Source organism: Hyphobacterium lacteum, from assembly GCF_036330345.1.
Taxonomy (GTDB): domain Bacteria; phylum Pseudomonadota; class Alphaproteobacteria; order Caulobacterales; family Maricaulaceae; genus Hyphobacterium; species Hyphobacterium lacteum.
This window is the reverse complement of the sequence record NZ_JAZDRP010000004.1, coordinates 143582-158483: the sequence shown is the minus strand read 5'-3', so window position 1 is coordinate 158483 and position 14902 is coordinate 143582. Positions and strand designations below refer to the sequence as shown.

19 protein-coding genes and 1 other RNA gene are annotated in these 14902 nt (G+C 59.5%); 16 read left to right on the top strand and 4 right to left on the bottom strand.

Annotated features, from left to right (window positions below; all coding sequences use genetic code 11):
- The first annotated feature begins 24 nt into the window (after positions 1 to 24).
- Positions 25 to 1299, top strand: a complete 1275-nt coding sequence (locus tag V0U79_RS07920) for a cytochrome P450 (protein WP_330198953.1) — start codon at positions 25 to 27, stop codon at positions 1297 to 1299.
- Here V0U79_RS07920 and ssrA read toward each other — a convergent pair.
- Positions 1299 to 1663, bottom strand: a transfer-messenger RNA (tmRNA) gene (gene ssrA, locus V0U79_RS07915). The genes V0U79_RS07920 and ssrA overlap by 1 nt on opposite strands.
- 15 nt (positions 1664 to 1678) lie before the next feature.
- Complete coding sequence (locus tag V0U79_RS07910) at positions 1679 to 2605, bottom strand: DUF3667 domain-containing protein (RefSeq protein WP_330198952.1); 927 nt, start codon at positions 2603 to 2605, stop codon at positions 1679 to 1681.
- Between the two features lie 215 nt (positions 2606 to 2820).
- On the opposite strand from V0U79_RS07910, the gene V0U79_RS07905 reads away from it, so the two are divergent.
- Positions 2821 to 3420, top strand: a complete 600-nt coding sequence (locus V0U79_RS07905) for a response regulator (protein ID WP_330198951.1) — start codon at positions 2821 to 2823, stop codon at positions 3418 to 3420.
- Positions 3417 to 3902 (top strand): hypothetical protein, encoded by a 486-nt coding sequence (locus V0U79_RS07900; RefSeq protein ID WP_330198950.1) that lies wholly within the window; start codon positions 3417 to 3419, stop codon positions 3900 to 3902. The genes V0U79_RS07905 and V0U79_RS07900 overlap by 4 nt, the downstream gene beginning before the upstream one ends.
- Here the strand turns inward: V0U79_RS07900 and V0U79_RS07895 are convergent.
- The gene (locus tag V0U79_RS07895; RefSeq protein WP_330198949.1) at positions 3899 to 4282 is read right to left on the bottom strand and encodes a VOC family protein; all 384 of its coding nucleotides are present in this window, start codon (positions 4280 to 4282) and stop codon (positions 3899 to 3901) included. The genes V0U79_RS07900 and V0U79_RS07895 overlap by 4 nt on opposite strands.
- 152 nt (positions 4283 to 4434) lie before the next feature.
- Here V0U79_RS07895 and V0U79_RS07890 point away from each other — a divergent pair, with 152 nt between their 5' ends.
- The 7 genes from V0U79_RS07890 (at position 4435) to V0U79_RS07860 (ending at position 8545) form a co-directional block, all read left to right on the top strand.
- Positions 4435 to 5289, top strand: coding sequence for a thymidylate synthase (locus V0U79_RS07890; RefSeq protein ID WP_330198948.1), 855 nt, complete (start codon positions 4435 to 4437; stop codon positions 5287 to 5289).
- Complete coding sequence (locus V0U79_RS07885; RefSeq protein ID WP_330198947.1) at positions 5286 to 5714, top strand: RipA family octameric membrane protein; 429 nt, start codon at positions 5286 to 5288, stop codon at positions 5712 to 5714. Before V0U79_RS07890 ends, V0U79_RS07885 begins: the two co-directional genes overlap by 4 nt.
- A gap of 55 nt (positions 5715 to 5769) precedes the next feature.
- Positions 5770 to 6186 carry a HEPN domain-containing protein gene (locus tag V0U79_RS07880; protein WP_330198946.1) on the top strand — a complete coding sequence of 139 codons (417 nt, stop codon included), beginning with the start codon at positions 5770 to 5772 and terminating at the stop codon, positions 6184 to 6186.
- Positions 6162 to 6542, top strand: coding sequence for a hypothetical protein (locus tag V0U79_RS07875; RefSeq protein WP_330198945.1), 381 nt, complete (start codon positions 6162 to 6164; stop codon positions 6540 to 6542). The genes V0U79_RS07880 and V0U79_RS07875 overlap by 25 nt, the downstream gene beginning before the upstream one ends.
- The gene (locus tag V0U79_RS07870; RefSeq protein ID WP_330198944.1) at positions 6542 to 7069 is read left to right on the top strand and encodes a dihydrofolate reductase; all 528 of its coding nucleotides are present in this window, start codon (positions 6542 to 6544) and stop codon (positions 7067 to 7069) included. The genes V0U79_RS07875 and V0U79_RS07870 overlap by 1 nt, the downstream gene beginning before the upstream one ends.
- Entirely contained in the window at positions 7062 to 7391 is a 330-nt protein-coding gene (locus tag V0U79_RS07865) for a hypothetical protein (protein WP_330198943.1), read from the top strand. Before V0U79_RS07870 ends, V0U79_RS07865 begins: the two co-directional genes overlap by 8 nt.
- A gap of 728 nt (positions 7392 to 8119) precedes the next feature.
- Positions 8120 to 8545, top strand: coding sequence for a hypothetical protein (locus tag V0U79_RS07860; RefSeq protein WP_330198942.1), 426 nt, complete (start codon positions 8120 to 8122; stop codon positions 8543 to 8545).
- A 49-nt stretch (positions 8546 to 8594) separates the two neighbouring features.
- Here the strand turns inward: V0U79_RS07860 and V0U79_RS07855 are convergent, their stop codons facing one another.
- Positions 8595 to 9533 carry a carbon-nitrogen hydrolase family protein gene (locus tag V0U79_RS07855; protein ID WP_330198941.1) on the bottom strand — a complete coding sequence of 313 codons (939 nt, stop codon included), beginning with the start codon at positions 9531 to 9533 and terminating at the stop codon, positions 8595 to 8597.
- 185 nt (positions 9534 to 9718) lie between these two features.
- Between V0U79_RS07855 and hflK the strand changes: the two genes are divergently transcribed.
- From hflK to V0U79_RS07825, 6 genes are all read left to right on the top strand, one after another.
- Entirely contained in the window at positions 9719 to 10864 is a 1146-nt protein-coding gene (gene hflK / locus V0U79_RS07850) for an FtsH protease activity modulator HflK (protein WP_330198940.1), read from the top strand.
- Complete coding sequence (hflC, locus tag V0U79_RS07845) at positions 10864 to 11763, top strand: protease modulator HflC (RefSeq protein WP_330198939.1); 900 nt, start codon at positions 10864 to 10866, stop codon at positions 11761 to 11763. Before hflK ends, hflC begins: the two co-directional genes overlap by 1 nt.
- Positions 11763 to 11960: a DUF2065 domain-containing protein gene (locus V0U79_RS07840; protein ID WP_330198938.1), complete on the top strand. Its 198-nt coding sequence runs from the start codon at positions 11763 to 11765 to the stop codon at positions 11958 to 11960. The genes hflC and V0U79_RS07840 overlap by 1 nt, the downstream gene beginning before the upstream one ends.
- A 92-nt stretch (positions 11961 to 12052) precedes the next feature.
- On the top strand, positions 12053 to 13438 hold the full coding sequence (locus V0U79_RS07835) for a Do family serine endopeptidase (RefSeq protein ID WP_330198937.1): 1386 nt from the start codon (positions 12053 to 12055) through the stop codon (positions 13436 to 13438).
- Positions 13435 to 14358: a tRNA (adenosine(37)-N6)-dimethylallyltransferase MiaA gene (gene miaA, locus V0U79_RS07830; protein WP_330198936.1), complete on the top strand. Its 924-nt coding sequence runs from the start codon at positions 13435 to 13437 to the stop codon at positions 14356 to 14358. The genes V0U79_RS07835 and miaA overlap by 4 nt, the downstream gene beginning before the upstream one ends.
- Positions 14359 to 14397: 39 nt before the next feature.
- Entirely contained in the window at positions 14398 to 14853 is a 456-nt protein-coding gene (locus tag V0U79_RS07825) for a YybH family protein (protein WP_330198935.1), read from the top strand.
- Positions 14854 to 14902 lie beyond the last annotated feature (49 nt).

Sequence of the window (14902 nt, the reverse complement as noted above, 5' to 3'; positions counted from 1 at the left end):
CTGGGTTTATGGGGAGCGGCGCGCGTGCTGCGCCATTCACCGGTCGAGATCCTTCCGCAGGAAGCGTTTCTATTCACACGGATTTCCGCGCCCTTTCTCGGACGCACGATTCACACGCTTTCCGGTCCGGAGGAGCTGAAGGCGGTGCTGGCCGATGATCCGGACGCCTGGCGCAAATCTCCCCTGATCCAGCGAATCCTGCGGCCCATTCTCGGGAACGCCATCCTCACGGCCCATGGCGACTGGTGGAAAATCCAGCGCAAGGCCATGCAGCCGGGCTTTGTGCGCCTGCGGATACAAGCGCTGATACCGGATATGAGCGCATCGGCCGAGGCCGCAGCCGACTCGCTTTTGCAGGCGGATGGCCCCGTTGATGTAACGCCCGCGCTCAATCATGCCGCGCTCAGCGTCATCGAGGCCGCGCTTTTCACGCGGCCCGACAATTTCGACCGGGCGAAAATCAGGGCCGCCATTGAAAGCGTTTTCGAGGAAACCGGACGCACGCGGTTCTCCGATCTGCTGCCCTTGCCGGAATCCGCGCCGCGAATCCTGGGCCCGAAAGCCCTCAATGCCCGGAAAATCCTTCGCGACGCAGTTGCCGCAGAGATCGCCCGCCGCCGCGGCGGTGAAACCCGCGATGATCTGCTGCAATTACTATTGGAGGCGCAGGCCGAGGATGGGCGCTTCCTGTCGGACATTGATGTGCGCGACAATGTCCTCAGCCTGGTGATTGCCGGTCATGAGACAACGGCCATCGCCATCGGCTGGGCGCTCTACATCCTCGCCCGCCGGCCCGACTGGCAGGACAGGGTTCGCGATGAAGTCATGTCTATTGCGGGAGATCATCCGCTGGAGGCGCACCATTTGCCGCAGCTGGTCTTTGCCCGTCAGATCATCCACGAAACGCTGCGGCTTTACCCGCCGGCGCCATTGATCGGGCGGCAGGCCATCCGGAATACGCAGATCTGCGAGCGCGAAGTGAAAAAGGGCGATGTCGCCCTTCTCGCCTTCTATGCCCTGCACCGGCATCACCGTTACTGGCCGGAACCGGATGTCTTTGATCCGGAGCGGTTCTCGTTGGATAATCGCCCTTCTGATCCCTGGCAGTTCAAACCTTTCGGTGGCGGGCCGCGCGCCTGTATCGGTTCCGGCTTTGCCTTGACCGAGGCGGTGATCATCCTGTCCAGCCTCGTGCGCCGTTGCCGATTCTCGGTACCGGATGGGTATGAACCCTATCCGGTCATGACCGTGACGTTACGCCCCGAAGGCGGTCTGCCGCTGAATGTCGAGAAAAGATAAGTGGGGGCTTCTGTTGCCAGGCGCCCCCGGACCCCGCCTGAGATCGCTAAGGTCTCAGGACTTTAAAGCGAGATACTCGCACCGCATTACGCAGCGAGAGCGACCTCTTCAGCATAGTTGTCATTTGCAACTACTTAGACGGGCATTTAACGGTACCCATGCGGACGAAAGAAACGCCTTTAGCCGTCTGTCGATCCTGATCAGCCCCATAAGAACCCGCGCCTGAATTTCAGGGGCGGGGAAATTGGTGGAGCTGCCGGGAATCGCACCCGGGTCCAGTCCGGTTATTACACGCACCGTTTATCGTCATAGCTGGCAAGCCAGCACCGCCAATATAGGCATCCCCGGGGTGAATTTGAAGTGAAGACATGCGCTTTGGTCAGAAAATCACCCCGATCGCGACGAGGCCGAAGGCCAGGAACGCTGTCGCAAACAGATAGAGAATGATCAGCGCCTGCGACCGTAATGCAGCACCCCACCAGCTGGATCGATAGAAGCCGCGATCATGCAGCCATATCAGAGCCGAGAAACCGAAATAGGAGACAGCACCAATTGTAACAGCAATCCAGATATTCCGGGGCTCGCCACTCGCGAGCTGAAAAAAGTTTTCAGGAATCTGGGCTGTTCCGGCCACCAGAACCATCAGCAGGGGCAGGATGGCGGCGTGGAAATATAGCGCATAAACCAGATGCTCGATCAGCTTGCGGCGCGGATGCAACAGGAAATTGAACAGCGCAAAGAAGAAGACCATCAGGATCTGTCCCTGGCTGGCCAGCGCGGTGATCCGGTTTTCGACGGTTTCCGGGTTCAGCGCCGCTTCCATGGCCAGTTCCGACAGGGCCCGGCTGATCCCGATATCTTCGCTATTCGCGTAGAATTCCTCGATTTCTTCGTCACTGATATCCAGTGGAGGAGAGGGGGTACCGCCTTGCAGTAATTCGATCGTGATGCTTGGTCCCTGTTCGATTACCTCGGCATCAATGGCGACAATCCGCACACCAGACAGTGCGATGCCGATAAAAAAGATCAGGCTGGCGATCAGATAGAGACGGACGGGCGGCGTGTACCGGGCCCGCCTTCCTTCCATATAATCCCTTGCGACCTGCCCGGGCCGTGAAACGACCTCGCGGACCGTCGTGACCAGCCGGCCATCCCACTGGAACAGCCCGTCCAGCGTATCATTCAGGAGTGGAATGAAATTGCGTTTCACATCGGCACTCGACTGACCGCAGTGCGGGCAGAACTCGTCCGACATGTCCGTGCCGCAATTGGCGCAACGCGATTTGGGTGGTCCGGTCGTCGTCATCGGGCGCCTTCATTCGCACACGGGAGGTCCACACCTGTGAAGCCCGGCCCGGCGATGTCGCAAACACCTCCGGGCTCCGCGGAAAAGGCTAGCCCGAATGCGCTGACAAGACGAGAGGGGTGGCCGGACAATCGGGCGCAGGCAGGCTAACCATATCTTAGACATCAAGGCGTAGAAGGCAGGCTGGATCTGTCGACTATTCCACGAAGCGCGTCATGTCTTTCGATCTCAATTCGAATCTGAATCTCGAATCGACGAGGGTGATTGCCATCGCCGCCAGTAATGACGGGCTGGAAGTGCTGTCTCCGCTGATCGCCGGATTCGGTGTTCGCGATTTCTCCAGGTTTTCCAATGTCGAAGACGCCAAGCGGCAGCTTGAGGGCCAGGAATTTCATATCATTTTTGTCGACTATCACGTGGATAGCGGCGACGGGTATGATCTGATCCGCTGGATCCGCCGCAGCGCCATGCATGAAAATCGCACCGCGCCGGTCTTCTTCATTTCTTCGAACTTCACCAGCCGCGCCCTCGAACGCGCGCGGGATGCGGGCGCCAGCTTTGCCATTACCAAGCCGGTCTCGCCGGATGTGCTGTTGCCGCGGGTTCTCTGGGTGGCAGGGCTCGACCTGACATTCGTTGAATCCGAGGAATTCTGCGGACCCGACCGGCGCATGCGCTTTGAAGGGCCGCCGGCCGGCACCGACGGCCGCCGCGAGACAGATATTCATGGTGAGCTGGGCGAGGCGGCTTCCGATAATCTGGATCAGGACGAGATCGACGCCATGTTGAAGACGCAAAGGGCAAGCGCCGGATGAGCAAGCGTTTCTACAAGCCCGAGAACCGCCTTGGCGCGGTGATGTCACAGCCCGGCGGTATGCCGGCGCGGGCCGCCCTGGCGCGTGCCAAATACCAGATGACCCAGAAGCGCGGCGAGTTCGAAAAGCGGCTTAAGGCACGGGTCAAGGAAATCCAGGCCATGCCGGTCTGCGATACGGCAGGGGAGACTTTCCGCACGGCCTCCATGAAAGCCTCCGACATCGTCACGCTCGCAGGCGTCACCGGTCAGAAGCTGACCATGACCACCGCTGCAGCCCTGATCGAATTTGCCGAATGGATGCTGGAGGCGGAAGCTGGCGACACGGCACCGATCCCGGTCTTTATCGACAGTATCCGCCTCGCCCATGAAAAAGGCCCGCGGATGACCGAGGAGGAGGCGCAGACCCTGGTCGCACGCCTCCACCGTCTGACCGATATCTATCAGGCCCGCTATCCGCTGCCTGATGAGGATGCCGCCTAGGCGCCCATCTCGCCGGTCATGCAGAACACATTCAGCTTGTTGCCGTCCGGATCGCGGAAATAGCCGGCATAGAACCAGTCACTGCGGGCGCCCGCCGGACCTTCATCCTGCGCGCCCAGATCCATGGCCAGCTTGTAGACGCGGTCGACATCTTCCGGTGTTTCCACCTGGATCGCTGCCATCACGCCATTGCCGACCGTGGCGGGCTCGCCATTGAACGGCTTGGTCAGACCGATCCCGGCACCGCCGCCCGGCTTGCCCCAGGCAATGAAATTCTCGTCGCCCATCATCCGACCGACGCCGATGGATTCCAGCAGCTTGTCGTAAAACGCCGCCGCTTTCTGGATGTCGTTTGTCCCCAGTGTCACATAACCCAGCATTTACATGTTCCTCATATGTTCCTTTCCGGGCACAGTACACGAATGGCCCCGCTTGGCGAGTCACTTTCTGATGAATTTGTGGAAAGTCCGGTGAAAGGACGTGCGCCACGGCGCCGCGAATCACTAGAGTGTTTTCCTGACAGGAGGCGAGTATGGCGAATATCGAGCAGTTCAGTGATTTCCGGCCCGACCGCACGGGCGGCTCGGATGTGGAGAGCGCCTATCTCGACCTGCTGGAGGATATTCTGGAAAACGGCGCGCGCCAGGACGACCGTACCGGCGTCGGCACGCTCTCGGTCTTTGGCCGCCAGTTGCGGTGTGACCTGTCGAAGGGCTTTCCGCTGCTGACCACCAAGAAGGTGCATTTCAAGTCGATTGCCATCGAGCTTTTCTGGTTCCTGCGCGGCGAGACGAATGTCCGCTGGTTGCAGGAACGGGGCGTCTCCATCTGGGATGAATGGGCCGATGAAAACGGCGATCTCGGCCCGGTCTATGGCAAGCAATGGCGCCGCTGGGAGGGGCCGGACGGCACCGAGATCGACCAGCTGACCGGCATTATCGACCAGATCCGCAACAATCCCGCCTCGCGCCGGTTGATCGTCTCGGGCTGGAACCCGGCGGATGTGCCCAACATGGCTTTGCCGCCCTGCCACACGCTTTACCAGTTCAACGTCGCGGACGGGAAACTCTCCTGCCAGCTCTATCAGCGCTCGGCGGACATGTTCCTGGGCGTGCCGTTCAACATCGCCTCCTACGCGCTGCTGACCCATCTGATGGCGCAGGTCTGCGGCCTGGAAGTGGGCGAATACATCCACACTTTTGGTGATGCGCACATTTACACCAATCATATGGACCAGGTGCGCGAACAGCTCTCGCGCACGCCGCGCGCCCTGCCGAAGCTGAAGGTCAATCCTGACAAGACCGATCTCTTCGACTTCGAATACGAGGATATTGCGCTGGAGGGCTATGATCCGCATCCGCGCATTTCCGCCCCGGTGGCCGTGTGAGCGAAGGCACAGAAGACATCCCGCTGGATCAGCGTGAACTGGACCGGCTCTGGGAACTGGCCCTGCATGAAGAGCGCGTGCTGAATGAACGCTCCGGCTATTTCCTGATTGCCCACGCCATGCTGCTGGTCTTTGCAGTCACGGCGATCGAATATCTCAGCGAGCTGGCCGTGCTGGGCAGCATCATCACCGGCGCTGTCATGTCCGTTTTGTGGTGGATCGTGAATGCCCGCCAGTTGCAGGAAATGCGCACCGCCGCCGCACTCGTCCGCGACAAGCTGCCGGGCTATGTTGCCTACCGGAAAGCTATTCCGTCCCAGGGCATGCGCAAATTCGGGCCCAGCGCCTTCACCTTCGGCATCCCGATTGCCGTGGCGATCATCTGGATCGTCTTCGCCGTCGACCGGGTCTGGGGCATGATTTGACAACCTTTGCGTGAATCGGCTTTGCTGGGCGAAATTGGATATTCGCTGGTGAAACATGCCGACGTCTGCTCAGGAGTTTCGGGATCTGGCCCTGCTGCATGCAGGCGACGCGAAATTTCTGCTTGAAGCCCGGCGGTTTTCCAACGCTTATCATCTCGGCGGATATGCGGTCGAATGTGCGCTGAAAGCCGTGTTGTGCCGGCAGTTCGCGGCGGAGTCCTTGCCAGACAAAGGACTTGTGCAAGCGGCTTACACGCACAATTTGTCAGAGCTGTCATCGCTGGCAGGTCTGGCGAACGAATTGAAGCGGGCCAAAGAAGATGCGAATTTTTCGGCAAATTGGGGTATCGTGTCGGCATGGACAGAGGCGAGCCGGTATCAGACCACGAACGAGTCCGAAGCCACAGACCTTGTTGAGGCAATCGACGGTGACGACGGGATTTTGGAATGGATAAAGAGTCACTGGCAGTGAGCGAAATCGAAGTCGGCAAGAAGCTTGCCCATGCGATGGATCGCTCGAACATCGGGTTCGATGCCGCCTTCTGGCTGTACGAGGGCGATTCCCAAGGCTGGAAATATATCGTCGTGCCGCATCGGGACGATCAGGAGCGCAAGGCGTTTTTGCTGGAACTTTCAAAACTGATCAATCGTGATGTCCAGGACTTCGACATTGGCGACATCCGTCTTCTGGACCGACACAAGCCCATCATCCATGCGCTCAGTAAATTGATCCGGGTAGACGGGATCGGGGGCGTCCGAACATCGCGCAACACCTTCAATGGGCAGTATGTGGATGACGCCTATATCTATAGAATGGCGATCAATTGATGGCCCGCATAAGCCTGGTCGTCGCGGCCGCAAAGAATGGCGTCATCGGCGTCAATGGTGATTTGCCCTGGCGGCTGAAGACCGATCTGCAGCTGTTCAAGAAAAACACGCTGGGCAAGCCGGTCATCATGGGCCGCAAGACCTGGGAAAGCCTGCCCTTCAAACCGCTGCCCAAGCGCATGAATATCGTGGTGACGCGCTCGCCCGGCTATTTCGCCGAAGGGGCTATTGTTGTCGGCGATTTGGGCGCGGCCTTTGATGAAGCACATATGCGCGCCGACATGGATGATGTGGACGAGGTCTGCGTCATCGGCGGCGCACAGATCTACGCCGCCACCCGCGAGGTGGCCGACCGTATCTATCTGACCGAGGTCGATGCCGAACCCCAAGGGGATGCCCACCTCGATCCATTCGACCCGGACATCTGGCAGGAAGTGCACTCGGAGGCGTATCCGGCAGGGCCGGATGATGATCACGCATTCACATTCAAGGTGTTGGAGCGATCAACATCAGCAATGAATGACTGAAGCAATAGCCGATATCCTTGCCCGGCAAATCGCCGAGATCGACGACGTTAGCCATCGCGATTGGTTGGATTCTCGCCTTGTTAGGCCACGCAAGATCGAATTGCTCTGGGAATATGGAGAGAGCAATCCGATCCGGGCCTGGATCGTCGCAGAGGTTGGCGAGCGGAAAGTAGAAATTGCTTATTGTGAGGGTGGACATGGCGCGCTTGGCTACCCGTGGGGACTGGTTTTTTCCGGTCAAAAATATTTTGGTTCGAACGATTCTTGGTATCCAGATCTGAAAGCTCTATTGGCAGATTGCGGTTACATCCCCGACTATTGAAAATCCATTCGTCGAATGGGCTGATCGGCCCTGAATGCGAGTTTTTCTGAGATTACCTTCTGCTGATTGCTGCATCCTGGAAATTTATACATAGACCTCACTAGAAACGCCCGCTCGATGTTTTGCGAATAACACGCATTCGCAAAACTTGATCGCGGGCCAGGAAACATTTTGGGAAACAGCCGGTGACGTGCATAAGGGGCAGATTCATGAATGGATGAGATAGCTGATCTTGCGCCAGGCTCTAATCGAAAGACGCCGAGGTGGCGGCGCCCGACCAGATACAATCATTGGCAATCCAGACTAGCGACTTCACTTCCATGCTGACTGCGCAAATGGTACGACTAATTAATTCGAAATGCATCATCAGTATCTCGACTGGAATGGCTAATTTCGCAATAAAGTTACATTTTAGATCGCTCCCCCAAACTGAGGCCCATGGAAACGGGATTGCCGGGGGTTATGGATGGTTCCTAGGCCGTTTTTCTGATTGGAACACGTTTAAGGCCGAATTAGAAAAGCATTTGAAAGAACTCGGATATTTTGTCGACGAGTTCATTTCTGAATTGGAAATTGATAGGCCTGAAGATTTGAACCCAGGAGAACAGCAGGAGCTATTCGATCTGCTGGATCGATTTCCGATCCAGTATCGTACGCTTCATATGTACTCAACGGACGACGCCTGATCACGGATTTGTCTTCAGAATTCTCGAGCGGCAGGACGCACTTTGAGCGATCCATTCTGGAATGACCTCAACGCAGCATTCGCACGTCGGCAAAAAGCAATCCGGTATCATGCGAAGCGGTTTGAGTTCGGTTTTCACAATCCGAATGATGAAGCCGAAGTCGAGTTTTTCGCCGACTATGATGCGCTCGGCCCAATTACGATCCGTTTCGAACTCACTGTTTGGTCGGATAGGCGATTCCAGTTTTCGGGAATGGCGAGGACTCGTCCGCGCGGCCAGCTTTGGAATTTTGAAGTGTGCGGTCAGTTCAAACACAACTTTGACCCGGCAGCGCTGGTCAGTATTTTTGAAGAATCTGTCACTGGCACTAGCGAATTGAGTAAACCTGAATCCGCGCAGGCCATCAAAAGGTTGCAGCAACTGGAACAGAATTGGCAGGAGCTCGACCGACGCCCGCGGCTTAGTTGAAGTTAGACCGGAGGAACGCGCTACGCTCCAGCCGCTACCTGCTGACCAGTCAGCTTTCGAACGTCACCGGCCGCTTGGCGCTCCGGTCAACCGTGAGGGAAAACACGTCCGGGCGGGCGTAATGCCCGGCGACATCGAACTTCCGCCGCGATGCGCGGGCGGCGTCGACATCAATGTCGGCGATCAACAAGCCTTTCTCCCTGTGCATGGGCCCGGCGGCCACACCGCCGAACGGCTTGTAGACGACGGCATCGCCCGGATTGACCCATTCATCCTTGTTCGGAAACAGCTCGTCGAAATGCGGAATGTCCGTCGGGATGTCTGACACTTCCAGCGAGGTCGCACAGCCGATCACCCAGCAGCCGCCTTCGCGGGCAATATGCTGCATCGTCGCCATCCATGTGTCGCCGCTGTCCCAGGTCGGGGCGACATAGATATCGATATCCTGCCCGTAGAGGGCATAGCGGGCCAGCGGCATGTAGTTTTCCCAACAGATCAGGGCGCCAACCCGGCCAATAGCCGTCTCGACAACGTTCAGGCCCGAACCGTCGCCAAACCCCCAGACCATGCGCTCCGGATTGGTCGGCATCAGCTTGCGGTGATTATTGGCGATGGAGCCATCTGCATCGATGATGACGCAGGAATTGAACAGGGTGGAACCGGAAACCTCGCCATCAATCTCGTTATAGCCGGCGACGATCACTATGGCGTGTTCCCGTGCGGCTTCCTGCAATGGTGCAAAGCCGTTCCTGGTAAGATTGACGGCATTGGTCTGCATCGCGGCAAACAAATCGTCTGTCTTGCCCATGCCGGCCCCCGGGGCCAGCCGCCAGACAAAGGTCGGGTATCCCGCAAACCAGGCCTCGGGGAAGACCAGCATTTGGGCGCCTTCGGATGCGGCTTTCTCGACCAGTCCGACCGCCCGCTCCATGCTGGCAGCCAGATCCATATAGACGGGCGGTTCCTGGACGACGGCAATTCTTGTCATGGCGGGCTCCCCTTGCAAGCGCCTGCGAACGGGGCACGCTTTTCCGTAAAGTGTCAAATTTCGCCGCCCGGAAGGCACGATTTTCCTGTAACGGGGGATTCCCGGCGCAGCCATTCCGCTTGAAGTGCGGAGCAAGTGCGTCCAGATATGCCCCCAATATCCGTTTGATGGAGGAAAACTCCCTTATGCCTTGGAATGACAATGCAGGTGGAGGCGGCGGAGGCCCTTGGGGCTCCGGCGGCAATGGCGGTGGAAACCGTAACAATCCCTGGGGACAGAATGGCGGTGGCGGCGGTGGCCGCGACGGTCAGGAACCCCCGGATCTCGATGAATTGGTGGGCAAGCTGCAGGACGGCTTGCGCGGCATGTTCGGCGGTGGCGGCGGTGGCCGTTCCGGTGGCAAGGGCGGCAGCGGCGGCGGTATTTTCGGCGCCATCCTCGTGGCGCTGGTCATCGGCTTTGGTGTGATCATCTGGCCGGGCCGAGCGGTCTACCAGGTCCAGCCCGAACAGGTCGGCGTGGTCATGCGTTTTGGCGAATATGTGCGCACCGCACCGCCGGGCCTGAACCTCAAACTGCCCTGGCCGATCGAGACGGTCGAGCTGCCGAACGTCACCGAGACCCGCACCATTTCCATCGGCGCCAACAATATCGGCGAAAGCCAGATGCTGACCCGCGACGAGAATATCGTCGATATCGCGTTCGAGGTTCAGTGGCGTGTTGATACGGCGAATATCGCTGACTTTGTCTTCAATGTCCGCAATCAGGAAGAGGCCGTCCGTGCCGTGGCCGAAAGTGCCATGCGTGAGGTCGTCGGCACATCGGACCTGGTGCCGATTATCACCACGGCCCGGGCCGAAGTCTCCCAGCGGACGCGCGAAGTGATGCAACAGACGCTCGACGAGTACGAGGCCGGCATTCAGATCCTGCAGGTCAATTTGGAACGCTCGCAGGCGCCGCAATCGGTGATCGACGCTTTCCGCGATGTGGATTCGGCGGCTCAGGATGCGGAACGCGCTCGTTTGAACGCGACCGCTCACGCCAACAGGGTCATCCCTGAAGCCCGCGGTGAAGCGGCCCAGATTACCCAATCGGCCCAAGCCTACCGGGACTCGGTAATTGCCGAAGCCCAGGGTGAAGCCGACCGCTTTGTTGCGATCTATGACGAATACGCCCTGTCGCCGGAAGTAACCCGCCGCCGGATGTATCTTGAAACCATGGAACGGATCCTCGGAAATTCCGAGCTGATCATTCTCGACCAGGAAGGAAATGCGGTGCCCTATCTTCCGCTTGACCAACTCGGCCGCAATCGCGGGCAGGGAGGCCAGTAATGGGACGTATTCTTTCAACCCTTGTCATCATCATCGGTGTTGGTGGCGCGATTGTGCTTTCTCAAAGCCTTTTCACCGTGAATGAGCGCCAGAGCGCACTGATCCTGCAATTCGGTAATCCGATCAATGTGATCAACCGCGTTGGCGAGGATCAGGCCGGCCTTCATTTCAAGATGCCGTTCATAACGCAGGTCCTTTATTTCGACCGGCGCAATATCGAGTTCGACATGCAGCCGGAGGAAATCCAGGCCGCCGACCAGGAACGCCTGGTGGTGGATGCATTCCTGCGCTACCGCATCAACAACCCGTTGCGCTTCTATCAGACGGTTCGTGACGAGTCGGGAGCCCGCGGGCGTCTGCGCTCGATCATGAATGACAGCTTGCGCGGTGTGATCGCGTCGATCCCGTCCCAGGACGTGATCTCGGGTCAGCGGTCCGCTTTGATGGACCGGGTCCAGGCCGCTGTGGAGGCGCAGGTCGCGACCCAGGATCTAGGCATTGAGGTAATCGACGTCCGAATCCTGCGGGCTGACCTGCCGCCGACAATTGCCGAGCGGGTCTTCCAGCGGATGCGCTCCGAGCGTGAGCAGGAAGCCGCAGGTATCCGCGCTGAGGGTGAGCAGGTCGCTCAGGAAATCCGTGCTGAAGCCGATCGCGATGCTGCGATCATCCGGGCTGAAGCCCGCGCTGAAGCCCAGCGCATCCGGGGTGCCGGTGATGCCCAGCGGAATGCCATCTATGCTGAGGCCTACAACCGCGATACGGAGTTCTTCGCCTTCTATCGCTCCATGCTGGCCTATGAAGCGGCGATCCAGAACGGCACGCCGATCGTCATCCCGCCGGACTCGGAATTCTTCGAGTATTTCGGTGCCGAGCGCGGAAATAATACGGGCAACTAATGCTCGGCTATATCCTGCTGGGTATCGGCCTGGCGCTGGCGGTTGAAGGCCTGGCCTATGCCGCCGCGCCCGGCGCGATGAAACGCATGATGGCGGAAGTTCTGAACAGTCCGGCGGGCGCCTTGCGCCTCGCCGGGCTCTTCGCTCTTGCACTCGGCGTGGCGATTGTGGCGCTGGCCCAGAGTTTCCTCACCTGACGCATCGCTCATATTGTTGACGAATTCGTCAGTCAGCTTGCCCTGACCGGCACTTCGCGGCATGACTGGTGCCGGACCATTCGGAGACCAAAATGCGCGTACTGGCAGTGATTTCGCTGATCCTTGTTGTGGCGGCCGGGGCCCATGCCCAGCATTTCCCGACAGAAGGGTTTGCCGATCTGAACGATCGCCTGTCGCCGGCGGTCGTCAATATCTCCACGGCCCAGCGCATCGGCGATGAAGGTGGCAATCTGCCCGACTTTCCGGAAGGTTCGCCGCTGGAACGCTTCAACGAGTTTTTTGGTGACGCCCCGCGGATCGCCAACTCGCTGGGATCCGGCTTCATCATTGATCCCTCCGGTATCGTCGTCACCAATAATCACGTCATCGAGGATGCCGACGAGATCGAGGTGACGCTGACCGATGGCCGTACCCTGCCAGCCGAACTGGTCGGGCGCGACCCGGTCACCGATCTGGCCGTCCTGCGCATTCTTTCGACTTCGGAGAATTTTCCGGCGGTAGCTTTCGGCGATTCCGATGCCGCGCGCGTCGGCGACTGGGTGATCGCGATCGGCAATCCGTTCGGCTTTGGCGGGTCTCTGACCGCAGGCGTCATCTCCGCGCGTGGCCGCGATGTCGGCGGTCGTTATGATGATTACATCCAGTCCGATGTGTCTATCAATACAGGCAATTCCGGAGGCCCGCTCTTCAATCTCGACGGCGATGTCATCGGCATCAACACGCTGATCTATTCGCCAACGGGGGCCAGTGTCGGTATCAGCTTCTCTATTCCCTCGACCATTGCCGAGCGCGTGGTCGGTCAGCTGATTGAATATGGCGAGACCCGCCGTGGCTATCTGGGCGTGTCCGCCCAGCGCGTCACCTCCGAGATGGCCGAGAGCATCGGCATGTCCCGCCCGCGCGGTGCCATTGTCCGCAGCATTGTCGCCGGTGGACCGGCGGCGCAAGCCGGACTGCAGGTCGGCGATATCGTTCTGACTTTCGATACGTTCGAGATCGCCGATGACCGCGTTCTCTCGCGCCTTGCAGCCGAATCCGAAGTCGGCCAGCAGGTACGCATCGAGATCCTGCGCCGTGGCGAGCCGCTGACCCTGACCGCGACGATCGCCCGTCTGGCCGAGGAGCGTCCGGATGGACCCGCCCGGCCCGCGGAAACATCCAGCGAAGTCGTGGAAGACCAGATTTTCGGCCTCACCCTGGCCGAACTGAACCCGGCTTCCCGCCGCCGCTACCGTGTTCATCCGGATGCCGAAGGCGTGCTGATCGTCGCGGTTGATCCGCTCAGCGATGCTGCCGGCAAGGCCCGCGCCGGCGATGTCATCGAGGAAATTGCCTATACGCGCGTCGAGGATCTGGCATCGGCGGTCGAATTGTTGAACGGTTATGAGGATGGGGAAGTCGCCCTGTTCCAGCTGAATCGCGGCGGCCAGTTCGTCTTCCAGTCGATCCGCCGGTGAGTTCGGCGCCCAAGCCTGTCATCCTGCTGGCCGGACCGACGGCCTCCGGCAAGACCGGCCTGTCCATCGCGCTCGCCCGGGTGCTGGACGGCGAGATCATCAATGCCGATTCCATGCAGATCTATGCTGATCTGAAAATCCTCTCGGCCCGCCCGGGCGAGGATGAGCAGGCCGGCATTCCCCATCATCTCTTCGGTGTGCTTGACGCTGGCGAGCGCGCTTCCACGGGCTGGTGGGCGCGCGCCGCGATGGATGCGATCGCGGACATCCGCGCGCGAGGAAATCGCCCGATAATTGTGGGCGGCACGGGGCTTTATTTCGAAGCCCTGACACAGGGTCTGGCGGTGATGCCGGAAATCTCGCCCGCCACCCGCGCGAAAGCCGATGCCGTTGAGGCGGATGGCGGCGATGCCCTGCGCATTGCGGCAGATCAACACGACCCTGAAGCGACAGCGAAGATCAAGCCTAACGATAATCAGCGCCTGCGCCGGATTGTGGAGATCGGGATCGAGACCGGGCGCCCGATTTCCGAATTCCAGAGTGAGACCCGGCCTATGCTGGCGGCAAGCGATTGGACCGGTCTCGTCATCGATCTTGACCGTGACCTTCTCTACGAGCGTATCGAACAGCGCTTTGATGCGATGATGGCGGCAGGTGCGCTGGACGAGGCCCGGGCGCTGGCGGCACGCGGGCTGGAAGCCTCCCTGCCGTCGATGAAGGCGATTGGTGTGCCGCCACTGATTGCGGCTTCGCAATGTCTGATCAAGCTGGAAGATGCCATCGCCCGCGCCAAACAGGACAGCCGCCGCTATGCCAAGCGTCAACTGACCTGGTTCCGCAACCGGATGACCGACTGGCCGCGCATCACCTTGCAGAATGGTCAGATCGATACCGAAGATGTGATTTCACGGATCGGCTGAGCAGCCCGATACTCGGTTCATCCTGAAGAGGGGACTGCCATGTCATTCGTTTCTTTTGCCGCAGGCCTTCTGGCTCTGGCCAACATGCAGAATGCCGACACCGCCATCGAGGCGGCTATGCAAACAGATCGCGATTTTGCGGCCCATGCGGCTGAACACGGTATCGCTGCGGCATTTCACTATTACGCCGCCGAGGATGCGCGCCTGATCCAGGCCAATTCTGACGATGTTGTGGGACGCGAAGCTATCCTGCAATCGCGGGCCAATGCGTCCGGCCTGCTGCACTGGGAGCCGCGCGGCGGCTATGCCGGTGAGGCGGGCGATTTCGCTGTGACCTATGGCGACTGGAGCTATTATCCGGACGGAGATCGCAACGCCGATCCGGTCGCCACCGGGGATTACACTTCGGTCTGGCGGCTGACGCCGGAGGGCTGGCGGTATGTGCTGGACACGGGAACGGTAAACACGCCGCCGACGGCAAGCAGCGAAGAATAGCACGGTTAACTTGCGACCCTGAGCAATTCGGCTAGGTTTGCCGCAGTGC

Excerpts from the sequence above, each read along its gene's own strand:
- V0U79_RS07910 (WP_330198952.1), bottom strand. The coding sequence starts at position 2,605 with ATGACGACGACCGGACCACCCAAATCGCGTTGCGCCAATTGCGGCACG.
- V0U79_RS07905 (WP_330198951.1), top strand. The coding sequence starts at position 2,821 with ATGTCTTTCGATCTCAATTCGAATCTGAATCTCGAATCGACGAGGGTG.
- V0U79_RS07900 (WP_330198950.1), top strand. The coding sequence starts at position 3,417 with ATGAGCAAGCGTTTCTACAAGCCCGAGAACCGCCTTGGCGCGGTGATG.
- V0U79_RS07895 (WP_330198949.1), bottom strand. The coding sequence starts at position 4,282 with ATGCTGGGTTATGTGACACTGGGGACAAACGACATCCAGAAAGCGGCG.
- V0U79_RS07890 (WP_330198948.1), top strand. The coding sequence starts at position 4,435 with ATGGCGAATATCGAGCAGTTCAGTGATTTCCGGCCCGACCGCACGGGC.
- V0U79_RS07880 (WP_330198946.1), top strand. The coding sequence starts at position 5,770 with ATGCCGACGTCTGCTCAGGAGTTTCGGGATCTGGCCCTGCTGCATGCA.
- V0U79_RS07875 (WP_330198945.1), top strand. The coding sequence starts at position 6,162 with ATGGATAAAGAGTCACTGGCAGTGAGCGAAATCGAAGTCGGCAAGAAG.
- V0U79_RS07870 (WP_330198944.1), top strand. The coding sequence starts at position 6,542 with ATGGCCCGCATAAGCCTGGTCGTCGCGGCCGCAAAGAATGGCGTCATC.
- V0U79_RS07865 (WP_330198943.1), top strand. The coding sequence starts at position 7,062 with ATGACTGAAGCAATAGCCGATATCCTTGCCCGGCAAATCGCCGAGATC.
- V0U79_RS07855 (WP_330198941.1), bottom strand. The coding sequence starts at position 9,533 with ATGACAAGAATTGCCGTCGTCCAGGAACCGCCCGTCTATATGGATCTG.
- hflK (WP_330198940.1), top strand. The coding sequence starts at position 9,719 with ATGCCTTGGAATGACAATGCAGGTGGAGGCGGCGGAGGCCCTTGGGGC.
- hflC (WP_330198939.1), top strand. The coding sequence starts at position 10,864 with ATGGGACGTATTCTTTCAACCCTTGTCATCATCATCGGTGTTGGTGGC.
- V0U79_RS07840 (WP_330198938.1), top strand. The coding sequence starts at position 11,763 with ATGCTCGGCTATATCCTGCTGGGTATCGGCCTGGCGCTGGCGGTTGAA.
- V0U79_RS07835 (WP_330198937.1), top strand. The coding sequence starts at position 12,053 with ATGCGCGTACTGGCAGTGATTTCGCTGATCCTTGTTGTGGCGGCCGGG.
- V0U79_RS07825 (WP_330198935.1), top strand. The coding sequence starts at position 14,398 with ATGTCATTCGTTTCTTTTGCCGCAGGCCTTCTGGCTCTGGCCAACATG.